This is a genomic window from Sporomusa termitida (assembly GCF_007641255.1).
GTDB lineage: Bacteria > Bacillota > Negativicutes > Sporomusales > Sporomusaceae > Sporomusa > Sporomusa termitida.
Map to the genome: position 1 here is coordinate 2523057 of NZ_CP036259.1, position 15875 is coordinate 2538931.

Annotated in this window: 16 protein-coding genes; 1 reads left to right on the forward strand and 15 read right to left on the reverse strand. The window is 49.6% G+C overall.

Going from position 1 to position 15875, the window contains the following annotated elements; all coding sequences use genetic code 11:
* Positions 1-18 precede the first annotated feature (18 nt).
* Entirely contained in the window at positions 19-1323 is a 1305-nt protein-coding gene (locus SPTER_RS11835; RefSeq protein ID WP_144350588.1) for an aspartate aminotransferase family protein, read from the forward strand.
* 68 nt (positions 1324-1391) lie between these two features.
* Here the strand turns inward: SPTER_RS11835 and SPTER_RS11840 are convergent, their stop codons facing one another.
* The 15 genes from SPTER_RS11840 to SPTER_RS11910 all read right to left on the reverse strand — a co-directional run bounded on the left by SPTER_RS11840 (position 1392) and on the right by SPTER_RS11910 (position 15724).
* The gene (locus SPTER_RS11840) at positions 1392-1682 is read right to left on the reverse strand and encodes a hypothetical protein (RefSeq protein WP_144350589.1); all 291 of its coding nucleotides are present in this window, start codon (positions 1680-1682) and stop codon (positions 1392-1394) included.
* 118 nt (positions 1683-1800) lie between these two features.
* On the reverse strand, positions 1801-3078 hold the full coding sequence (locus SPTER_RS11845) for a sensor histidine kinase (RefSeq protein ID WP_144350590.1): 1278 nt from the start codon (positions 3076-3078) through the stop codon (positions 1801-1803).
* Between the two features lie 2 nt (positions 3079-3080).
* On the reverse strand, positions 3081-3755 hold the full coding sequence (locus SPTER_RS11850) for a response regulator transcription factor (protein WP_144350591.1): 675 nt from the start codon (positions 3753-3755) through the stop codon (positions 3081-3083).
* Between the two features lie 99 nt (positions 3756-3854).
* A complete protein-coding gene (locus SPTER_RS11855; RefSeq protein WP_144350592.1) occupies positions 3855-4292 on the reverse strand; it encodes a cell division protein SepF in 438 nt (145 codons plus the stop codon).
* Between the two features lie 314 nt (positions 4293-4606).
* Positions 4607-5224 carry a hypothetical protein gene (locus SPTER_RS11860; RefSeq protein WP_144350593.1) on the reverse strand — a complete coding sequence of 206 codons (618 nt, stop codon included), beginning with the start codon at positions 5222-5224 and terminating at the stop codon, positions 4607-4609.
* Between the two features lie 401 nt (positions 5225-5625).
* Entirely contained in the window at positions 5626-6165 is a 540-nt protein-coding gene (locus tag SPTER_RS11865) for a hydrolase (RefSeq protein WP_144350594.1), read from the reverse strand.
* Positions 6166-6259: 94 nt separating this feature from the next.
* A complete protein-coding gene (gene typA / locus SPTER_RS11870; protein WP_144350595.1) occupies positions 6260-8074 on the reverse strand; it encodes a translational GTPase TypA in 1815 nt (604 codons plus the stop codon).
* Between the two features lie 135 nt (positions 8075-8209).
* Entirely contained in the window at positions 8210-9817 is a 1608-nt protein-coding gene (locus SPTER_RS11875; RefSeq protein ID WP_144350596.1) for an MBL fold metallo-hydrolase RNA specificity domain-containing protein, read from the reverse strand.
* A 159-nt stretch (positions 9818-9976) separates the two neighbouring features.
* Positions 9977-10900 (reverse strand): UDP-N-acetylmuramate dehydrogenase, encoded by a 924-nt coding sequence (gene murB / locus SPTER_RS11880; protein WP_144350597.1) that lies wholly within the window; start codon positions 10898-10900, stop codon positions 9977-9979.
* A gap of 1 nt (position 10901) precedes the next feature.
* Positions 10902-11252: a YlbF/YmcA family competence regulator gene (locus SPTER_RS11885; protein WP_144350598.1), complete on the reverse strand. Its 351-nt coding sequence runs from the start codon at positions 11250-11252 to the stop codon at positions 10902-10904.
* 59 nt (positions 11253-11311) lie between these two features.
* Positions 11312-12175, reverse strand: a complete 864-nt coding sequence (locus SPTER_RS11890) for a TIM barrel protein (RefSeq protein ID WP_144350599.1) — start codon at positions 12173-12175, stop codon at positions 11312-11314.
* A gap of 23 nt (positions 12176-12198) precedes the next feature.
* Positions 12199-12657, reverse strand: coding sequence for a tRNA (uridine(34)/cytosine(34)/5-carboxymethylaminomethyluridine(34)-2'-O)-methyltransferase TrmL (gene trmL / locus SPTER_RS11895; protein WP_144352880.1), 459 nt, complete (start codon positions 12655-12657; stop codon positions 12199-12201).
* Positions 12658-12795: 138 nt separating this feature from the next.
* Positions 12796-13863 carry an acyl-CoA dehydratase activase-related protein gene (locus SPTER_RS11900; RefSeq protein ID WP_144350600.1) on the reverse strand — a complete coding sequence of 356 codons (1068 nt, stop codon included), beginning with the start codon at positions 13861-13863 and terminating at the stop codon, positions 12796-12798.
* Positions 13860-14771, reverse strand: a complete 912-nt coding sequence (locus SPTER_RS11905; protein WP_246105585.1) for an acyl-CoA dehydratase activase-related protein — start codon at positions 14769-14771, stop codon at positions 13860-13862. Before SPTER_RS11905 ends, SPTER_RS11900 begins: the two co-directional genes overlap by 4 nt.
* Positions 14772-14773: 2 nt before the next feature.
* Positions 14774-15724 carry an acyl-CoA dehydratase activase gene (locus SPTER_RS11910; protein ID WP_246105586.1) on the reverse strand — a complete coding sequence of 317 codons (951 nt, stop codon included), beginning with the start codon at positions 15722-15724 and terminating at the stop codon, positions 14774-14776.
* Between the last annotated feature and the right edge of the window lie 151 nt (positions 15725-15875).

Below are 15875 nucleotides of genomic sequence, written 5' to 3' on the forward strand. Positions count from 1 at the left end.
AACCAGAGAGGTGAAACCATGACTGACATAAACAGCACACCCTACATCGGACCGGAAGAAGTCGTCCGGAAAAAGAAAGAATATATCATTCCCTGTGTTTACCATTTCTACGCGCAACCGATGCAGCTGGTCAGGGGCGAGATGCAGTACCTGTATGATCATACCGGCAGGCAGTATCTTGACTGCTTTGCCGGTGTATCTGTTGTCAACTGCGGGCACTGTCACCCCGAAATTACACAAGCGATCTGCGACCAGGTTACTACTCTCCAGCATACCTGTACAATCTACCTTACCGAAAACATTGTTAATCTGGCTGAGAACCTGGCCCAAATCACACCAGGCCGTCTGCAAAAAACCTTTTTTTGCGCCAGCGGTACTGAAGCCAATGAAGGAGCCGCCCTGCTGGCCTCGCTTTATACCGGCAGGCAGGAGTTTATCAGCCTGCGGCAGGGACTCCACGGCCGTACCAAGTTGACTATGAGCCTTACCGGCCTGTCCATGTGGCGCACTGATACCAGCCCGGTCGGCGGTATCAGCTTTGCCCCTAATGCCTATTGCTATCGCTGTCCTTATGGCAAACGTCATCCCGAATGTGACTTAGCTTGTGCCAATGAGCTTGAAGCGGTAATCAAAACGGCCACGTCCGGCCGGGTAGCAGCGTTGATTGCCGAGCCTATTCAGGGCAACGGCGGCATTATTACCCCGCCCCCCGGCTATTTTAAGCGGGTAAAAGAAATTCTTGCCCACCATAATATCCTGCTGATTATTGACGAAGTCCAGACAGGCTTTGGCCGTACCGGCAAGATGTTCGCCATTGAGCATTATGGCGTTGAACCTGATATTATGACCATGGCCAAAGCCCTCGGCAACGGGACCCCGGTCGGTGCCTTTACTTCCCGTTCCGAAATTGCCGATGCCTATACCCGTCCCGGTGCTTCGACGCTGGGCGGCAATCCGGTAACCTCGGCTGCCGCCCTCGCAACCCTTAAGGTGTTAACAAAGTATAACCTGCCTGATCGGGCCGCAGAACTCGGCCGCTATCTAAAATGCGGCCTGACCGAGCTGCAAAAGCAACATCCGCTGATTGGTGATATCCGCGGTCATGGTCTTATGGTGGGGGCTGAACTCGTGAACCCTGACAAATCGCCGGCAGCAGCGCAGCTTGATGTTATCCTTGAACATATGAAAGCCCGGGGGATTCTCATCGGTAAAAACGGGCCGGAACGCAATGTCATGGCCTTCCAGCCGCCGCTTGTCATCACCCGCGCTGACCTGGATAATATGCTCAACCAACTGGCCGAGGTATTGAAGCTGCTGGCTTAATTGATATCGCGGCTTGGAAACGTCCCGCTAACCGGGACGTTTTTTGCATTTACTGTAAGTCCCATTCCCTAACTTTGCAGGCCCCGTACTGAACGCTGTTTCTTCCGGGTACGGGCATCTTTAAGACCAGGCGTAAGCGGTACTATTGCCAGACGGCGTTCCCGGGGCGCTGCAAGGCGGACAACATGGGCAGCCCCCATGACCAAAGCAAACCCGCCCCAGAAAGCAATAAAGACTTTGCCGGCGGTTGATCCCAGGAACACAGGCAGGTTAACAGCAAATAGCATTAACATGGCTGTCAGTGCAATTAAGCTGACTAAAGATGCAAACTTGCCGTTTTTTCTCTTAAACCCTTTCATCTAACCGCTTCCCTTCATCAGAACTCAGGCCTTTTCTTTAGAGTATATGACAACAACCTGGTCTTTATTAATCAAAAACAGCAGCAGCTTGCCAAAGCCACTGCTGTTGCCGGTGTATTTACACCTTACTTTTAACAGGTAAAGTGATATAAAACTGTGTTCCTACGTTAGGTACGCTCTCAACCCGGATTCTGCCGCCATGCTTTTCAACAATCCACTGCGCAATCGAGAGGCCGAGTCCGGCACCGCCGGTTTCCCGGTGGCGGGCTTTGTCACCGCGAAAGAAGCGGTCAAAAATACGGGCCAGATCCTCAGGCAATATCCCGCAGCCGGTGTCTGCCACTTTCAATAGAACCTGATTTTGCAGCCGCGAACAGGTAATGGTAATCTGCCCTGGCGGCACGGTGTATTTTAAAGCATTATCCAGCAGGATAACCATCAGTTGATGCAGACGCTCCCTGTCACCTGTTATCTCAATCTGCGGCTCGATATTGACATGCAGTTCCAGCCCTTTAATTTCGAACAGGGGCCTGAATTGCTCAGCTACTGTCTCAACCACGTCATCCACCATACACGCTTTGAGCTGCAGCTCCAGCTGATTGGCATCCGCTCTCGCCAATGTAAGCAGGGTGGATACAAGTTTGTTCATCCGTATCGCTTCCCGCAATATATTAGTTACCCGGGAGCTCTCCTGCTCGACAGTATTTTCCGGATGCCGCAGCATGATTTCCGCATTGGTTTTAACCACCGCCAGCGGTGTCCGCAGTTCATGCGAGGCATCAGCCACAAACTGCTGCTGCCTTTCCCAGGCTTTCTGAATAGGAACAAGCGCCAGACGGGCCAGGTAGTAGCCGGCTAAACCAATAACCACGCTGCCGGCAAACAGGCCGCAGGCAATAATGATTAGCAAATTGCCCAGCATGGCAACCTCTGAATCAACAATACTCACGGCGATAACCTCTTCGATTTCCAAAACCTTGCTGCCGTCTGAGCGAAATAATACTTTTTCTTCATACTGATAAGGCAAACATAATACTCTATAGATGTGGTCCGCATAGGTTGTTACCGTCAGACTGCCGGTTTCCAGTTGGGCGGCCAGTGTTTTAAGATTGTCCCCCTCTTCCGACGAGAACGGGGTTAATATGACAACCTGCCCACTGGCATCCCGCAGCAGCATAATAACCCGGGGATCAAAAAATATCGAACGTCTTAAAGTAACGTCAGGCCGGCCGTTAACAACCCGGAAGGAGCTAATCCGGTCCCGCATGGACTTGTCAATATTTTCGAACAGCTGCGAACGCACATAGGAATAAAGCGTTGCCCCAAAAACCAGAAAGATTAAAATAAAAACCACCGAATTCATTAAGGTCAGTTTACGGAGAATACGGGTAAACATGCCTATTTGGCCCTCAACATAAATCCGGCACCACGGACGGTGTTAATAAGAGCATCCCGGCCATAAGGGGCTAATTTTTTTCTTAAATAATGCACATATAAATCAACAATACCTGCTGTTGTCTCTGATTCAAAGCCCCAGATCCGGTCAAAAATCTGTTCCCGCGTGAGTATCTGTTCGCTATTTAACACAAAAAACTCCAACAGCTCAAATTCTTTGAGGGTCAAGTCCAAAAGCCGGTCACCCAGCGAGGCCTGTTTGAGCTTGTCATTAATCAAAATATCACAATAGGAAATTTCCCCTTCCTGCCCGACATTGCCCCGTCGGCGCAGCAATGCTTTGACCCTGGCCAGCAGCTCAGGTACCGCAAAAGGTTTTACAAGATAGTCATCCGCCCCGTTATTTAACCCTGTCACCTTATCCTCCACACTGTCTCTGGCCGTCAAGAGGAGAATAGGTGTGGTAATCCCCTTGTTCCTCAGCCGCTTAACTATTTCCAGCCCGGTTATTTCCGGCAGCATAATATCTAGAATAAACAAATCATGGATCTCTTGTTCGGCCAGGTATAATCCCTCATCACCGGTGCCGGCACCATCCACCAGATAGTTCTCTTCCCGGAGTACATCAGTAACGGCTTCACGGAGCGGCTTTTCATCCTCAACAACAAGAATCTTCACTTGGAACCTCCTGATAATTAAAATACTAAAGCTAAGATATGCTTAAATAAAAAAGGCTATGCAAAACTGCCTGATAGCAGTTGCGCAGCCCCTGATACATTATTCTTTTACCCGTACATAGGTGGGTACCGAATAGGCAAATATTTTTTTATCAATGTCAATATTCGCGTACGTATACAGGACTACCTGTTCGGATATGCGCTGGACGCAACCATCCAAAATATAACACACGCCATTGAGAAAATCACTCATGCGCTGCTGTGTGGCCAGATCGACCTGCTGATAATTAACAATAATGGCAATACTATTTCTCAGGTGATCAGCATAAGCCTGGACATCATCAAATCCTGTCGGCAGATCAATTATTATTTTCAGGGGTCCTGCTGACTGACTATGGACTTTCAACCTGGGGCGGCGTTCGCTTTCCTGCCCACTATTGTCTTTGACAGCAGGTATTGCCGCCCTGTCAGACCCCGCAGCCTGATCATCAGGTGGTATTAAAAAACTTGTTAATTTATCGATTAATCCTAGGGCCATTATTATTGCCTCCCCACCGGAGATTACTCTGTTTTTCGGGTTATTCGACACGCATGTGCTAATTCCTGCCAGTTCAGGGCGAAAAATACTGCGAATAATAAAAAAAGAGGAAAAAAGCCTACTTATCCGGAAATTTCCTCTACCAAAAGACAAAATCCCTGGTAATATCAGAGACAAATACTTTTCTTATACCCAGGTTCCTGCCTGACAACGGCTGAAGCCTTAATCAGCCTTGGTTTTTATCAGCAAGAAATGGATCTATAATAATACAAAAAAAGACTACTTTTGTAGTCTCTCTTTGGCGAAGTGCCTGCTTAAAATTTATAGTTTGCACCAAAACCCATACCTTTGGCTTTAATACCCAAATCATCATTCTCAAAACTGCGATACCCGGCATCCAGGGTAATGTTGCTTGCTAACCCATAAGTCAGGCCGGCTTTCCAGTCTTGTACATTTTCTGAGCGGATATAGGATGCATAACTGTCCACCTTGTCGGCAATGGCACCTTTATAGGCCACACCGGCAAATATTTCACTTGTTGAAACAGAATCATTACTTGCTTTAAGCTCAGATTTTACATTACCGACAGAAACAGCAACATTTTTGTTCAATTTATATTGCAGCCCGATTTCGGTGGAATTGAGATTCATATCGTTAAAGTAGCCATAAGCAGGTGAATAGAAGGTTTGCGACTCAGAATTCAGATAGTCACCGGTAATAGCAAGTTTATCACTTAAACCATAGGCAGCCTGAAAATTATTATTTTTCAACTTGCCCATATCCCCAAGTACATCCACACTGCTCTTTAGATTATAATGCGAATAACCAATCTCTCCTTGTCCTGCGGCTGTATCGATACCCGGTACACTTGCAAAAGCAGTACCAGCCAAAGTAAGAGAAGCAAGCATGGTTGTCAGGATCACTTTTTTCATGAGTAATCTTCCTCCTCAATGTATTCGGTTATAGATTAACTTAACATACCGCTAGTATACTATTCATTTTTTTGATTTTTTTTAGAATGGGGTTAGCATTATTTAGCAGCCCTTGCTACCGCGCAGGCAATAATACCGGTATGGCCAGAGTCCTGAAAATATTGCAGCATATTCTGCTGGCCGCCGGCTCAGTCATCACGGCCCGAATCAGGCCTGGTTGCTGAGAAGCAGCTCCTATACTCTCTAAAAAAGCTAATCTGTGCACTTTTACTGCACAGACTAGCTTTTTACCACGCCAAATAGCAAATGTATGCAAATTTCTGCCGCCCAGCCCAAGAGCAGGCGGCTTCTGCCGGCAGCGTCAGGGACCTGGCACCAGCTTATTGTCCGGCAATACCCACCTACTTGACCAGCTTCGAGATTGTTTTAAAAGCCTCCGACCCAGCCTGACGGCAAAGCTCAAACAGGATGGATTCCACCGTGGTCAGCACGGCCCCCGCCTGTTCCATCCGCCGTAAAGCAATCTCATAATCCCGGTCAGTGCGCGAGCCTACCGCATCAGTCACAACAACAGGCACCAAGCCGTGCTCCTTCAGATCAATCACTGTTTGCAAAACACAGATGTGAGCCTCAATCCCGGCAATAATGACAGCTTTCCTGCCACTCCCCTGTAACTGGGCCAGCAGCGGCTCACTGCCGCAGCAGCTAAAGGTCAGCTTATCCCAATACCCGGTAGTAAAATATGGGCGGAGCTCTTCAATTGTATCGCCAAGCCCCCGGGGATATTGCCGGGCGGCCATCATCGGCACGGCCAGAGCTTTTAGGCCGGCCAGCAAAATCAGCGTTTTTTTGATTAGTTCCTGATGGCGGTTAATGTGCGGAAACAGTTTTTCCTGCATATCCACTACCAATAATAATGCGTTTTCCTTTTCAATTCGCACCTTTTTACCCCCTCTTCATGTCCTGAACGAAATTGAGGAAACGAGACTGCCACGGTCTGTGCCTGTGAAACAATCTCGCTTCCGGTTTACCTGCTTACTGGGATTCTTTTTTCCGTTCGCGGCCGCGCAGATGCCTATCCAGGGTTGCCTTGCGCAGGCGGATACTTTGCGGTGTAACCTCCACAGCCTCATCGTCATTAATATATTCAAGCGCTTGTTCAAGGCTCAGGATGCGGGGCGGGGTTAAGCGGACAGCATCATCTGTCCCGCTGGCCCGCATGTTGGTAACATGTTTTTTCTTGCAGGGATTAACATCCATGTCCATTTCCCGGGCATTTTCACCGACAATCATCCCCTGGTACACAGCCTGCCCGGGCACAACAAACATAATGCCCCGGTCCTGAATACTATTGATGCCATAACCTGTAGTCTCACCATCTTCAAAAGCCACCAGCGCGCCCCGGGTACGGCCGGGAATATCGCCCTTGTAGGGGACATAACCATGGAATATATGATGCATAATGCCATTGCCTTTGGTATTGGTCAAAAATTCAGATCTAAAACCGATCAGACCCCGGGCCGGAACAATAAATTCCATCCGCAGGTAGCCGGCCAGTTCAATCATGTTGACAAGATCAGCCCGCCGGGTTCCCAGTGATTCCATGACTGCGCCCATAAATTCCTGCGGCACATCAATTGTTAAAAACTCCATCGGTTCGCAGCGCTTACCGTTAATCTGCTTATAAATTACCTGAGGTTTACCGATTTGCAATTCATAACCTTCCCGCCGCATGGTCTCAATCAGGATGGACAGGTGCAGTTCACCCCGGCCGGCCACCTCAAATGAGTCGGCATTCTCGGTCTCCGTTACCCGCAGGCTGACATTGGTTTCCGCTTCCCGGAACAGACGGTCACGAATATGGCGGGAGGTGACAAACTGGCCCTCACGACCGGCAAACGGGCTGGTATTGACGGCAAACGTCATTGCCAGGGTTGGCTCGTCAATTCTGATTGTGGGTAATGCCTCCGGGTTCTCGGTATCTGCCACTGTATCGCCAATATTGACTGATTCAAGACCAATCATGGCAATAATGTCACCTAACGCCGCCGCTTTAACCTCAGTACGCTTCAAGCCTTCATAGATGTATACTTTGCCGATTTTTGCCTTGGTTTCGGTCTCGCCGTTCAGAATTACAACATTTTGACCGCTGGCAACACGGCCTCTGACAACACGGCCAATCGCAATCCGGCCAACATAATCATCATAATCAAGGGTGGTAATCATAACCTGGAGCAGTCCATCAATGTCGCCCCGGGGCGCAGGTATCGTTTTTTCGATACATTCAAACAATGGCTGCAAATTATCGCTGGCATCATCCATGGCCATTTTGGCAATGCCTTCCCTGGCAGTGGCGTACACGACCGGGAAATCGAGCTGTTCATCATTGGCTTCAAGCTCAATAAACAGCTCCAGCACCTCATCAACAACGTCCTCCACCCGTTGATCCGGGCGGTCAATCTTATTAATCACCACAATGGGTTTAAGTTTTTGTTCCAGCGCTTTTCTTAAAACATATTTGGTTTGGGGCATGGGGCCTTCAAAAGCGTCCACTAACAGCAATACGCCGTCAACCATATTGAGTACCCGTTCAACCTCGCCGCCAAAATCAGCGTGGCCGGGGGTATCGACAATATTAATCTTAGTTTCCTTATACATTACCGCCGTATTCTTGGATAAGATAGTGATGCCCCGCTCACGTTCAAGATCATTTGAATCCATTACGCGTTCCGCTACATGCTCATTGGCGCGGAAAACATTGCTTTGTTTAAGCATAGCGTCTACTAATGTCGTTTTGCCGTGGTCAACGTGAGCAATGATGGCAATATTACGTAAGTCTGTGCGTTCCATATAAAATGATAGTCCTCCCTATAATGAACAAAAGGATGCTATTTTGCACCCTTTTGTAGTGTCATGCACAATTCACTATATTATACCAGTTCGCATATGTCAAATTAAATTTTACTTTTTCCTGTTTTTTTCTAATTATAAATCTTTCAGCGTCTTTCTGGTAAAGGTGCGGATTTTATCGGCGCGGCGGAGGGCATCCGGGAGCTTGCCGGCATTTATAGCCACAGCGTCTTCCAGTTTGAGCCGCAATTCAGCATATTCCCGCTCCATTTCCGCCAGATAATCCCGTAATTGCTGCACCGCAGGTTCAACAGCCTCGATTGCCGAAGGTTCAATTTTCCAGTCACGCCCGGTAATCAGGACTGAATCACCATATTGCGGGACATAGGTGGCGATGCCGAACTTTTCATCAATAAGCTGAGCAAACGGTTCTGCCATCTCTTCTTCGCCATGGACAATGAAAATGCTGGCAGGTTTGGATTCAAACTTACCCAGCCAGGTCATTAACTGATCCTGGTCGGCATGGGCGGAAAAACCATCCAGGTTATAAATTTTGGCTTTAACACTGATTTCCTCCCCCATAATTTTAACCTTTTTAATACCCTCCAGCAAGCGCCGGCCCATACTGCCCTGGGCCTGATAGCCAACAAACAAAACTGCACTCTCCGGCCGCCACAGATTATGTTTCAGATGATGAAGGACACGGCCGGCATCAGCCATGCCGCTGGCAGAAATAATAATGGCCGGGCGGTCCAGCTTATTGATGGCCTTGGACTCATCGGCTGTCTTGGTATAGGTCAGCTGCGGCAGCTGCAGGGGATGCTGATTGTCTTTATACAGCATATCGTAGGCTTCCCGGTCATACTCCTGGGAATTTTTCAAAAATATATCTGTCGCCGAAATAGCCAGCGGGCTGTCAATAATAACAGGTATGTCAGGAATGAGACCGCCCTTAAACAGCATATTCAGATGGTATAGCAGCGTCTGGGTGCGGCCAACGGCAAAGGAAGGGATGATCAAATTGCCGCCTCTGGCCACAGTGTCATTAACATAGGTTGCCAGCAGTTCCACAGGGTCCTCCTGCTCATGCTGGCGGGCACCATAAGTAGACTCAACGACAATATAGTCGGCCTGGGCAATCATCGTCGGGTCCTTGATAATAGGCTGATCAGGCTGACCCAAATCCCCGGAGAATAAAAATTTGACTGTGCCCCCATTTTCAGTGATCCAGATTTCCACCATTGATGATCCCAGTATATGACCGGCATCCCGGAAGGCAACCGTAATTCCGTCGGCAAGCTCCAGCTTGGCGTCATAGGCAACAGGGGAAAACTGCTGCAGGCAGGCATAGGCTTCATCAACAGTATAGAGCGGTTCCACGGTCTTACGACCGGCCCGCTGTCCTTTGCGATTGGCAATCTCAGCCTCAAACTCCTGGATATGCCCACTGTCGGGCAGCATAATGCTGCAAAGTTCAGTTGTTACCTTAGTGGCATAAACAGGTCCTTTAAAACCCGATTTGCACAGCCGCGGTATCAGACCGCTATGATCAATATGGGCATGGGTCAAGAGTACCCCGTCAATGTCAGCCGGGTTATAGCTAAATGGCCTTCTGTTTAGCGCAACAATCGCTTTCGAGCCTTGAAACAACCCACAATCAATAAGGAATTTTTTTGAACCGATTTCTAAAAGGTAGGACGATCCGGTAACCATGCCGGCAGCCCCCAAAAAAGTTAACCGCATAAGTTTGACTCCTTTTATCCCATTTTTCATAAGAAACAGGTCACAGTTGTTGAATATTTAGAAACCTTTGCCTTTAAATTCTACACAAGCTGCTGATTTCCTGCAGAAATAGCAAAACCGGGACCGAGGCCCCGGTTTTGCTTATTATCCGGCAAAATATTATTTTTCCCCCAGTACCCGTACTTCCGGATGCAGTGTAATCCCAAACTGTTTATAAACCCCAGCCTGAACTTTACTGATAAGTGCCAGCACATCCTGGGCAGTAGCCCCGCCGGCATTGATAATAAAACCGGCATGTTTTGTCGAAACCTGCGCACCACCGATGCGGGTGCCTTTCAGCCCGGCCTGTTCAATCAGTGTCCCGGCAAAGTAACCCTGGGGCCGCTTAAACGTACTGCCGGCACTGGGCATTTCCAGCGGCTGCTTGCTTTCCCGCTTGCTGGTGTAGTCATCGAGCAGAACACGAATAGAGTTATCTTCTCCCTCAGCTAAACCCAGTTCCACTTCACAGACAAAACAGTCATTCTCCTGGAATACACTATGGCGATAACCGAAATTAAGCTCCTCCCGCGTAAAACGTCTGAGGTCACCATTGCCACAGACGGCGGTAACAGCCTGCACTACCTGGCTCATGTCACCGTCATAAGCGCCGGCATTCATAAATACCGCACCGCCGATACTGCCGGGAATACCGATAGCAAACTCAAAGCCGGCCAGATTATTGGCTGCTGCATATTTTGATACCTCTGCCAGCAGTGCACCGGCCCCGGCAAATAAGGTACTGCCGCTATGCCTGATATAGCCCATTTCCGGGCCAAATTTAACAACAAGACCCCGGATTCCCCGGTCTAAAACCAATACATTGGAACCATTGCCAAGCACAGTAACAGGTATCGCATATTGTTTGGCCGTATCCAGCACAGCGGCCACTTCCTGGACAGTTGCCGGCAGCACCAGATAATCAGCAGGACCGCCGATCTTAAAGGTCGTGTGCTTGGACATAGGTTCATCAACCAGCAGCCTTTCCGGGGGAATAGCTTTTTCTAATTCGGCAGCAAACTCCACAGGCTTTCTCACCAACATCTCATTCTTTGCCAAATAAATCCATTCCTTCGGCTACCGCATCGCCAATTATTTTGTAAATATCAGCAGCAATTTGCTGAAAACGCATATGAGCATGGATAAAATCCCGGGCTTGCGGCTGCAAAACAATCAGTTCATACAGCTTTTGCAGTTCCGCTGACTTCGCCTGATCTTCAGGATTACCAGCCATTAAATCATATTCGGCAGCCAGCTTTTTTTGAAAAAACTCCTGCACCATTTTTTTACCGGCCGCATCGCTGTCAAGCTGTTTTTTGGCAGATAAAAATGCCTGGTACTCCGCCGAGGTCCGCAACGCCCGGCCAAGCTCATGGGCTTTGTCATGTACACTCATTACCAATTCCTCCAGTTATTCACCATCTATCTTATGCGTGAAATAATGTTCTTATACGATTAAAAATCTTTTTTCAGCAACCCCTGATAAAAATCCTGCATTGCTATAGCATCCCGGGCCTGGGTACCGGCGGACTCACAGATAATCCGCGGTGTATAACCCTGCTCGGCAACCACTGCCAGCAGTGGCTCATGGGGCGGCCCGTAAGGATCGGCAAAAGTCCAGTGGCGTCGCTCGCCGGCTTTGGTAAACTCAATCCGGCTGAAATGGATGTGCAGGTTCCGGGCCGCCTCTGGCCCCAGGGTTTCGCCGATTTTATCAAATACAGCGGCAAACTCCTGCTTTGTCAGGTACCCCCCGCCGGTGACGGCATGTAAGTGACCGAAATCCACGGCCGGCCTTACCCGCTTAGATAGCTTGCACAGTTCCAGCACTTCTGCAAGTGAGCCCAGTTGATTTTGTTTACCCATCGTTTCCGGCAGCAGGTAAGGCCCTGTTAGCCCCAGACGTTCAGCCTGATCCAGCACTTGTGCAAACAGGCGCTTAGCCCGTTCCATTGCCTGCCGCCGGTCGCCCCCTTTGCCCGGTCCCCCGATATGAAAAACAATCCGGTCGGCTCCCATCCATTCTGCTACTTCCAGTGACCGCAGAAAGTGGCGCAGGGTGTTGCCGGCAATGGTTTCATCCTCAGTAGCCAGACTTATATAATAAGGGGCATGAATACTAAGCTTAACACCATAGAGGACAGCTTGTTCCCCCACCCGTTCAGCCGTAGCCTGCCCAACATGTACCCCGCGGCTGCATTGGTACTCATAGGCTTGTAACGCCAGGCCGGCCAGCCAGACCGGCATATCAGCCGAAGCCTTGTACCCGGCCTCATAAAAAGCGTCAGGATTGCCGGCCGGACCAAATTGTGCAAACATACAATTCCCCTTCCTGCCGGGGCTTATCTAAGCCCCGCAAAACCTTGCTGACGAAGAGCTTCATAGACGACAACGGCTACGGCGTTAGATAAATTCAACGACCTGGCCTCATCAAGCATCGGAATACGGATACAGTTTTCCGGATAAGCTGTCAGCAATGACGGCGGCAAACCTGCCGTTTCTTTGCCAAACACCAGCAAATCATCGGCCTGATACACAATCTCACTATGACACCTGTCGGCTTTGGTCGTATTAAAAAATATCCTGTGTCCGTGGTAACCTGTAAGTACCTCGCCAAAATTCTCGTGTACATGTACTTTGACCAAATGCCAATAGTCAAGCCCGGCCCGTTTCAAGTACCGGTCTTCCAGCGAAAATCCAAGCGGTTTCACCAAATGCAATTCACAGCCCGTAGCTGCGCATAATCTGGCTATATTACCGGTATTGCCGGGGATTTCCGGTTCTACCAGTACAATATGCATCAAAATCACCTCAGTTATACAGATTGCCCTGCCGGCCCTGGCTGCCACAAATCAGGGATTGCCAAAAGATCAAAGTAAGAACTATTCTACACAAAAAATAAAAATCCTACCCGCACCAGGTAGGATTTACAATTTGAATCACAGCCGCCGCCGGTAATTAAGCAGATCAACAAAAGCTTCCAGACGGGTAACCACACCGGCTTCGGCCGACTGCTCGTCAAACGCCAGGGAGAGTACCGGAATCTCATGATCATTACTGGTTTGGTGTAAAATATTTTTGGCGATCACCTCCGGCATACAGGTGAAGGGGAAAACATGCATAATACCGTCAAAGCCCTGCTTTGCCATTTCCACTGTCGCACCAATGCTTCTGAGGCCATGCCCGCCAACACCATGGCCAAGATAGGGTGCTGCCGCCGTGGCAATTTCATTATACCTGGCCAGATAAGGCTTGTTTCTTAACAAATGAGTACGGACATAATCAGTTAAAGACATCGTCCGGTGGACATGCACCCCCAGCCGTCCAAGCCGCTGTTCCAGGTCCAGATTTACAAAATTCTCCAGCATCACATAAATTTCACCTACCAACCCAATCCGCAGCGGCACCTGCCCGTTTTTTTCAACCTGTAACAGCTTTTCCCGGTAAATATCACAAATGTCCGGCAATTCTCCCGGCTCTGAGGCCGCCTCGATTTCGGCGACCGCTTCCTGGTAAACCGTATCCGCTGTTCCCGGCAGCTTTTCCGTGGCCCGGACCTCGCGCACCATGTCCCCCAGCCTATCTAAAGTATTCATTTTAGCCCCGGCCAGCGTAAAAGCCCGGTACACCGACTTCACCCCGGCCTGGGGCGCCAGCTGCCGGATTGTTTTAATAACCTGCAAGACATCAGGCTCAATCACTACCATCGTAAATTTATAGTTCAGTTCGGTAAGAATTTCCTGCTGGACCTGGGCGTAATACCCTAACCGGCAGGGACCAACACCGCCGCAGGTAACAATAGTGTCGGCACCGGCCTCCAGGGCTTCAATATAATTGCCTAAAGTGACCTTCAGCGGCAGGCAGGCTGTCTCCGGCGCATAGCGGGCGCCGGTTTCCACCGTTTTCTTGGTGATGGGCGGCGGCGCCATTACCTTAAGGCCAAGGGTACTTAACAGGCTCTTCAGCGTTATATACAGTGGACCCATATGAGGAAAAGTGACAATCATCGGCGATTCCTCCGTTTGATCATATCGGTAAACGCCTCTAACCGGGTAAGAAAGCCAGCCTCTGCCGTATGCTCCTCGGTATTGAGCAGCATAAACGGTATGTTGCCGGCCTCAGCTTTGCGCCTGATTATTTCGCTGATCATCGAATCCGGGCCGCAGCTAAAGGAAGTCATAAAAATCAGACCGTCAACTGCCCTTGCCGCAATAAGTGCCAGGGCAGTTCCCGCCAAATGGTGGCAATAGGACCAATAGATTTTTTTATTGAGATGAAGAGCGGCCAGTTGAGCCTGCCGCACCGGCACCTGCTCAGGTGTAATAACCGCCATCCCCATAGCGGTGAGTTTGTCTCTGGCATTCATGCTGATAAACTTATCCTGAATAAGATATGAGTGACCAATCAGGCCAATCCGTAAACCGTCAGACACGCTGCCGCCGATTACAGGCTGCTTTACACCAGCCTGCCGCCTGGCCCAATACCAGGCCCTAAGGCTGGCTATTTTTCCCTGACCCAGCCGGCAGCCAATACGGAGTATTGCCTCAGCTAAACTGCCCTGCCGCTGCCGGAGGCTGACATCTGTATCGATAACCTCCGGCAAATTGTTGATATTGCTCCGGATAATATCAGGCAAACCCATCATTTTGGGACAGGTATACATCTGACGGGCAACACTCACAATCCGTGGCACAAACAGACAATCGGCCTTACCTGCCAGACTGACGGTGTGACCGACATATACCTTCAGCGGCAGACAAACCTCACCCAGCACGCCGCCGGCAGTAAGCATGGCCTTCGTAGTTTCTTCGGAGACAATGACCCGGGCACCAAGGGCGGCAAAAAAGTTTTGCCACAGGTCGCCGTATTCATAATATAAAAGCCCGCGCGGTAAACCAATACGTAAAGGTTCCAAAACTATTCCTCCTGACAGTGCTTGTAACCCCATTTGCCGCAGCGATCGCCCCAGCGCGCGGCCAGCTGATCATTCCGGCTGATTTCAACAACCTCACACATATTGGGACAGCCGTCACACTCAAAGCTGCGCGGCAGATAGATATCATCAATAACCGCAAAGCCCCGGAAGGCGGTTGAGTTGCCGGCTGTAGCTTCCTGCGCCAGCAGGGCGGCGCCAATCGCCCCCATGACATTGTAATAAGGCGGGATAATAACCTGACACCTTAATACCTCTTCAAAGGCCCGCTTCATTCCCTGGTTGGCTGCGACGCCCCCCTGAAACAGCACAGGCCCTTTAATATCTTTGCCTTTGCCGACATTATTGACATAATTGCGAGCCAAGGCCTGGCATAACCCGTTAACTATGTCACAGATCTGATGGCCGGCCTGCTGTTTATGAATCATATCCGATTCGGCAAAAACAGCGCAGCGCCCGGCAACTCTGACCGGAGTTGTTGATGCCATTGCTTTGCCGCCGAATTCTTCTATTGACAGATTCAGCCTTGCGGCCTGTTGATCAAGAAAAGAGCCTGTCCCCGCTGCACAAACCGTGTTCATCGCAAAATCAATAACAATACCATTACGAATAATAATCAGCTTGGAATCCTGCCCGCCAATCTCAACTACGGTTTTCACATCAGGTGTAACATGCATAGCGGCAACGGCATGAGCTGTGATCTCGTTTTTTACAACATCGGCCCCCACCATGATCCCGGCCAGCTGCCGGCCGCTGCCGGTTGTGCCGATCGCCTGAACCGTAAGGCCCGGGTTGCGCTCTTTTATTGTCTTAAGCCCCTGCTGGATAGCCGCAATCGGCTGTCCCTGGGTTCTTACATAAAGAGTATCAAATACCTGGCCGCTGGTGTCTAATACGGCAATATTCGTACTCACCGAGCCAACATCGATGCCCATGTAGCAGGCCAAATGCTGCTGCAAAACCATCCCCCCGTTCCATTGGTATACATTGGTATTATGACCTGCAAAAGGAAAGATATACTTAGGCCGCCGGCATCATACACATTATAGTGAAGACAGCAGTAATACAAAGCTGCAAAAAGGAGGT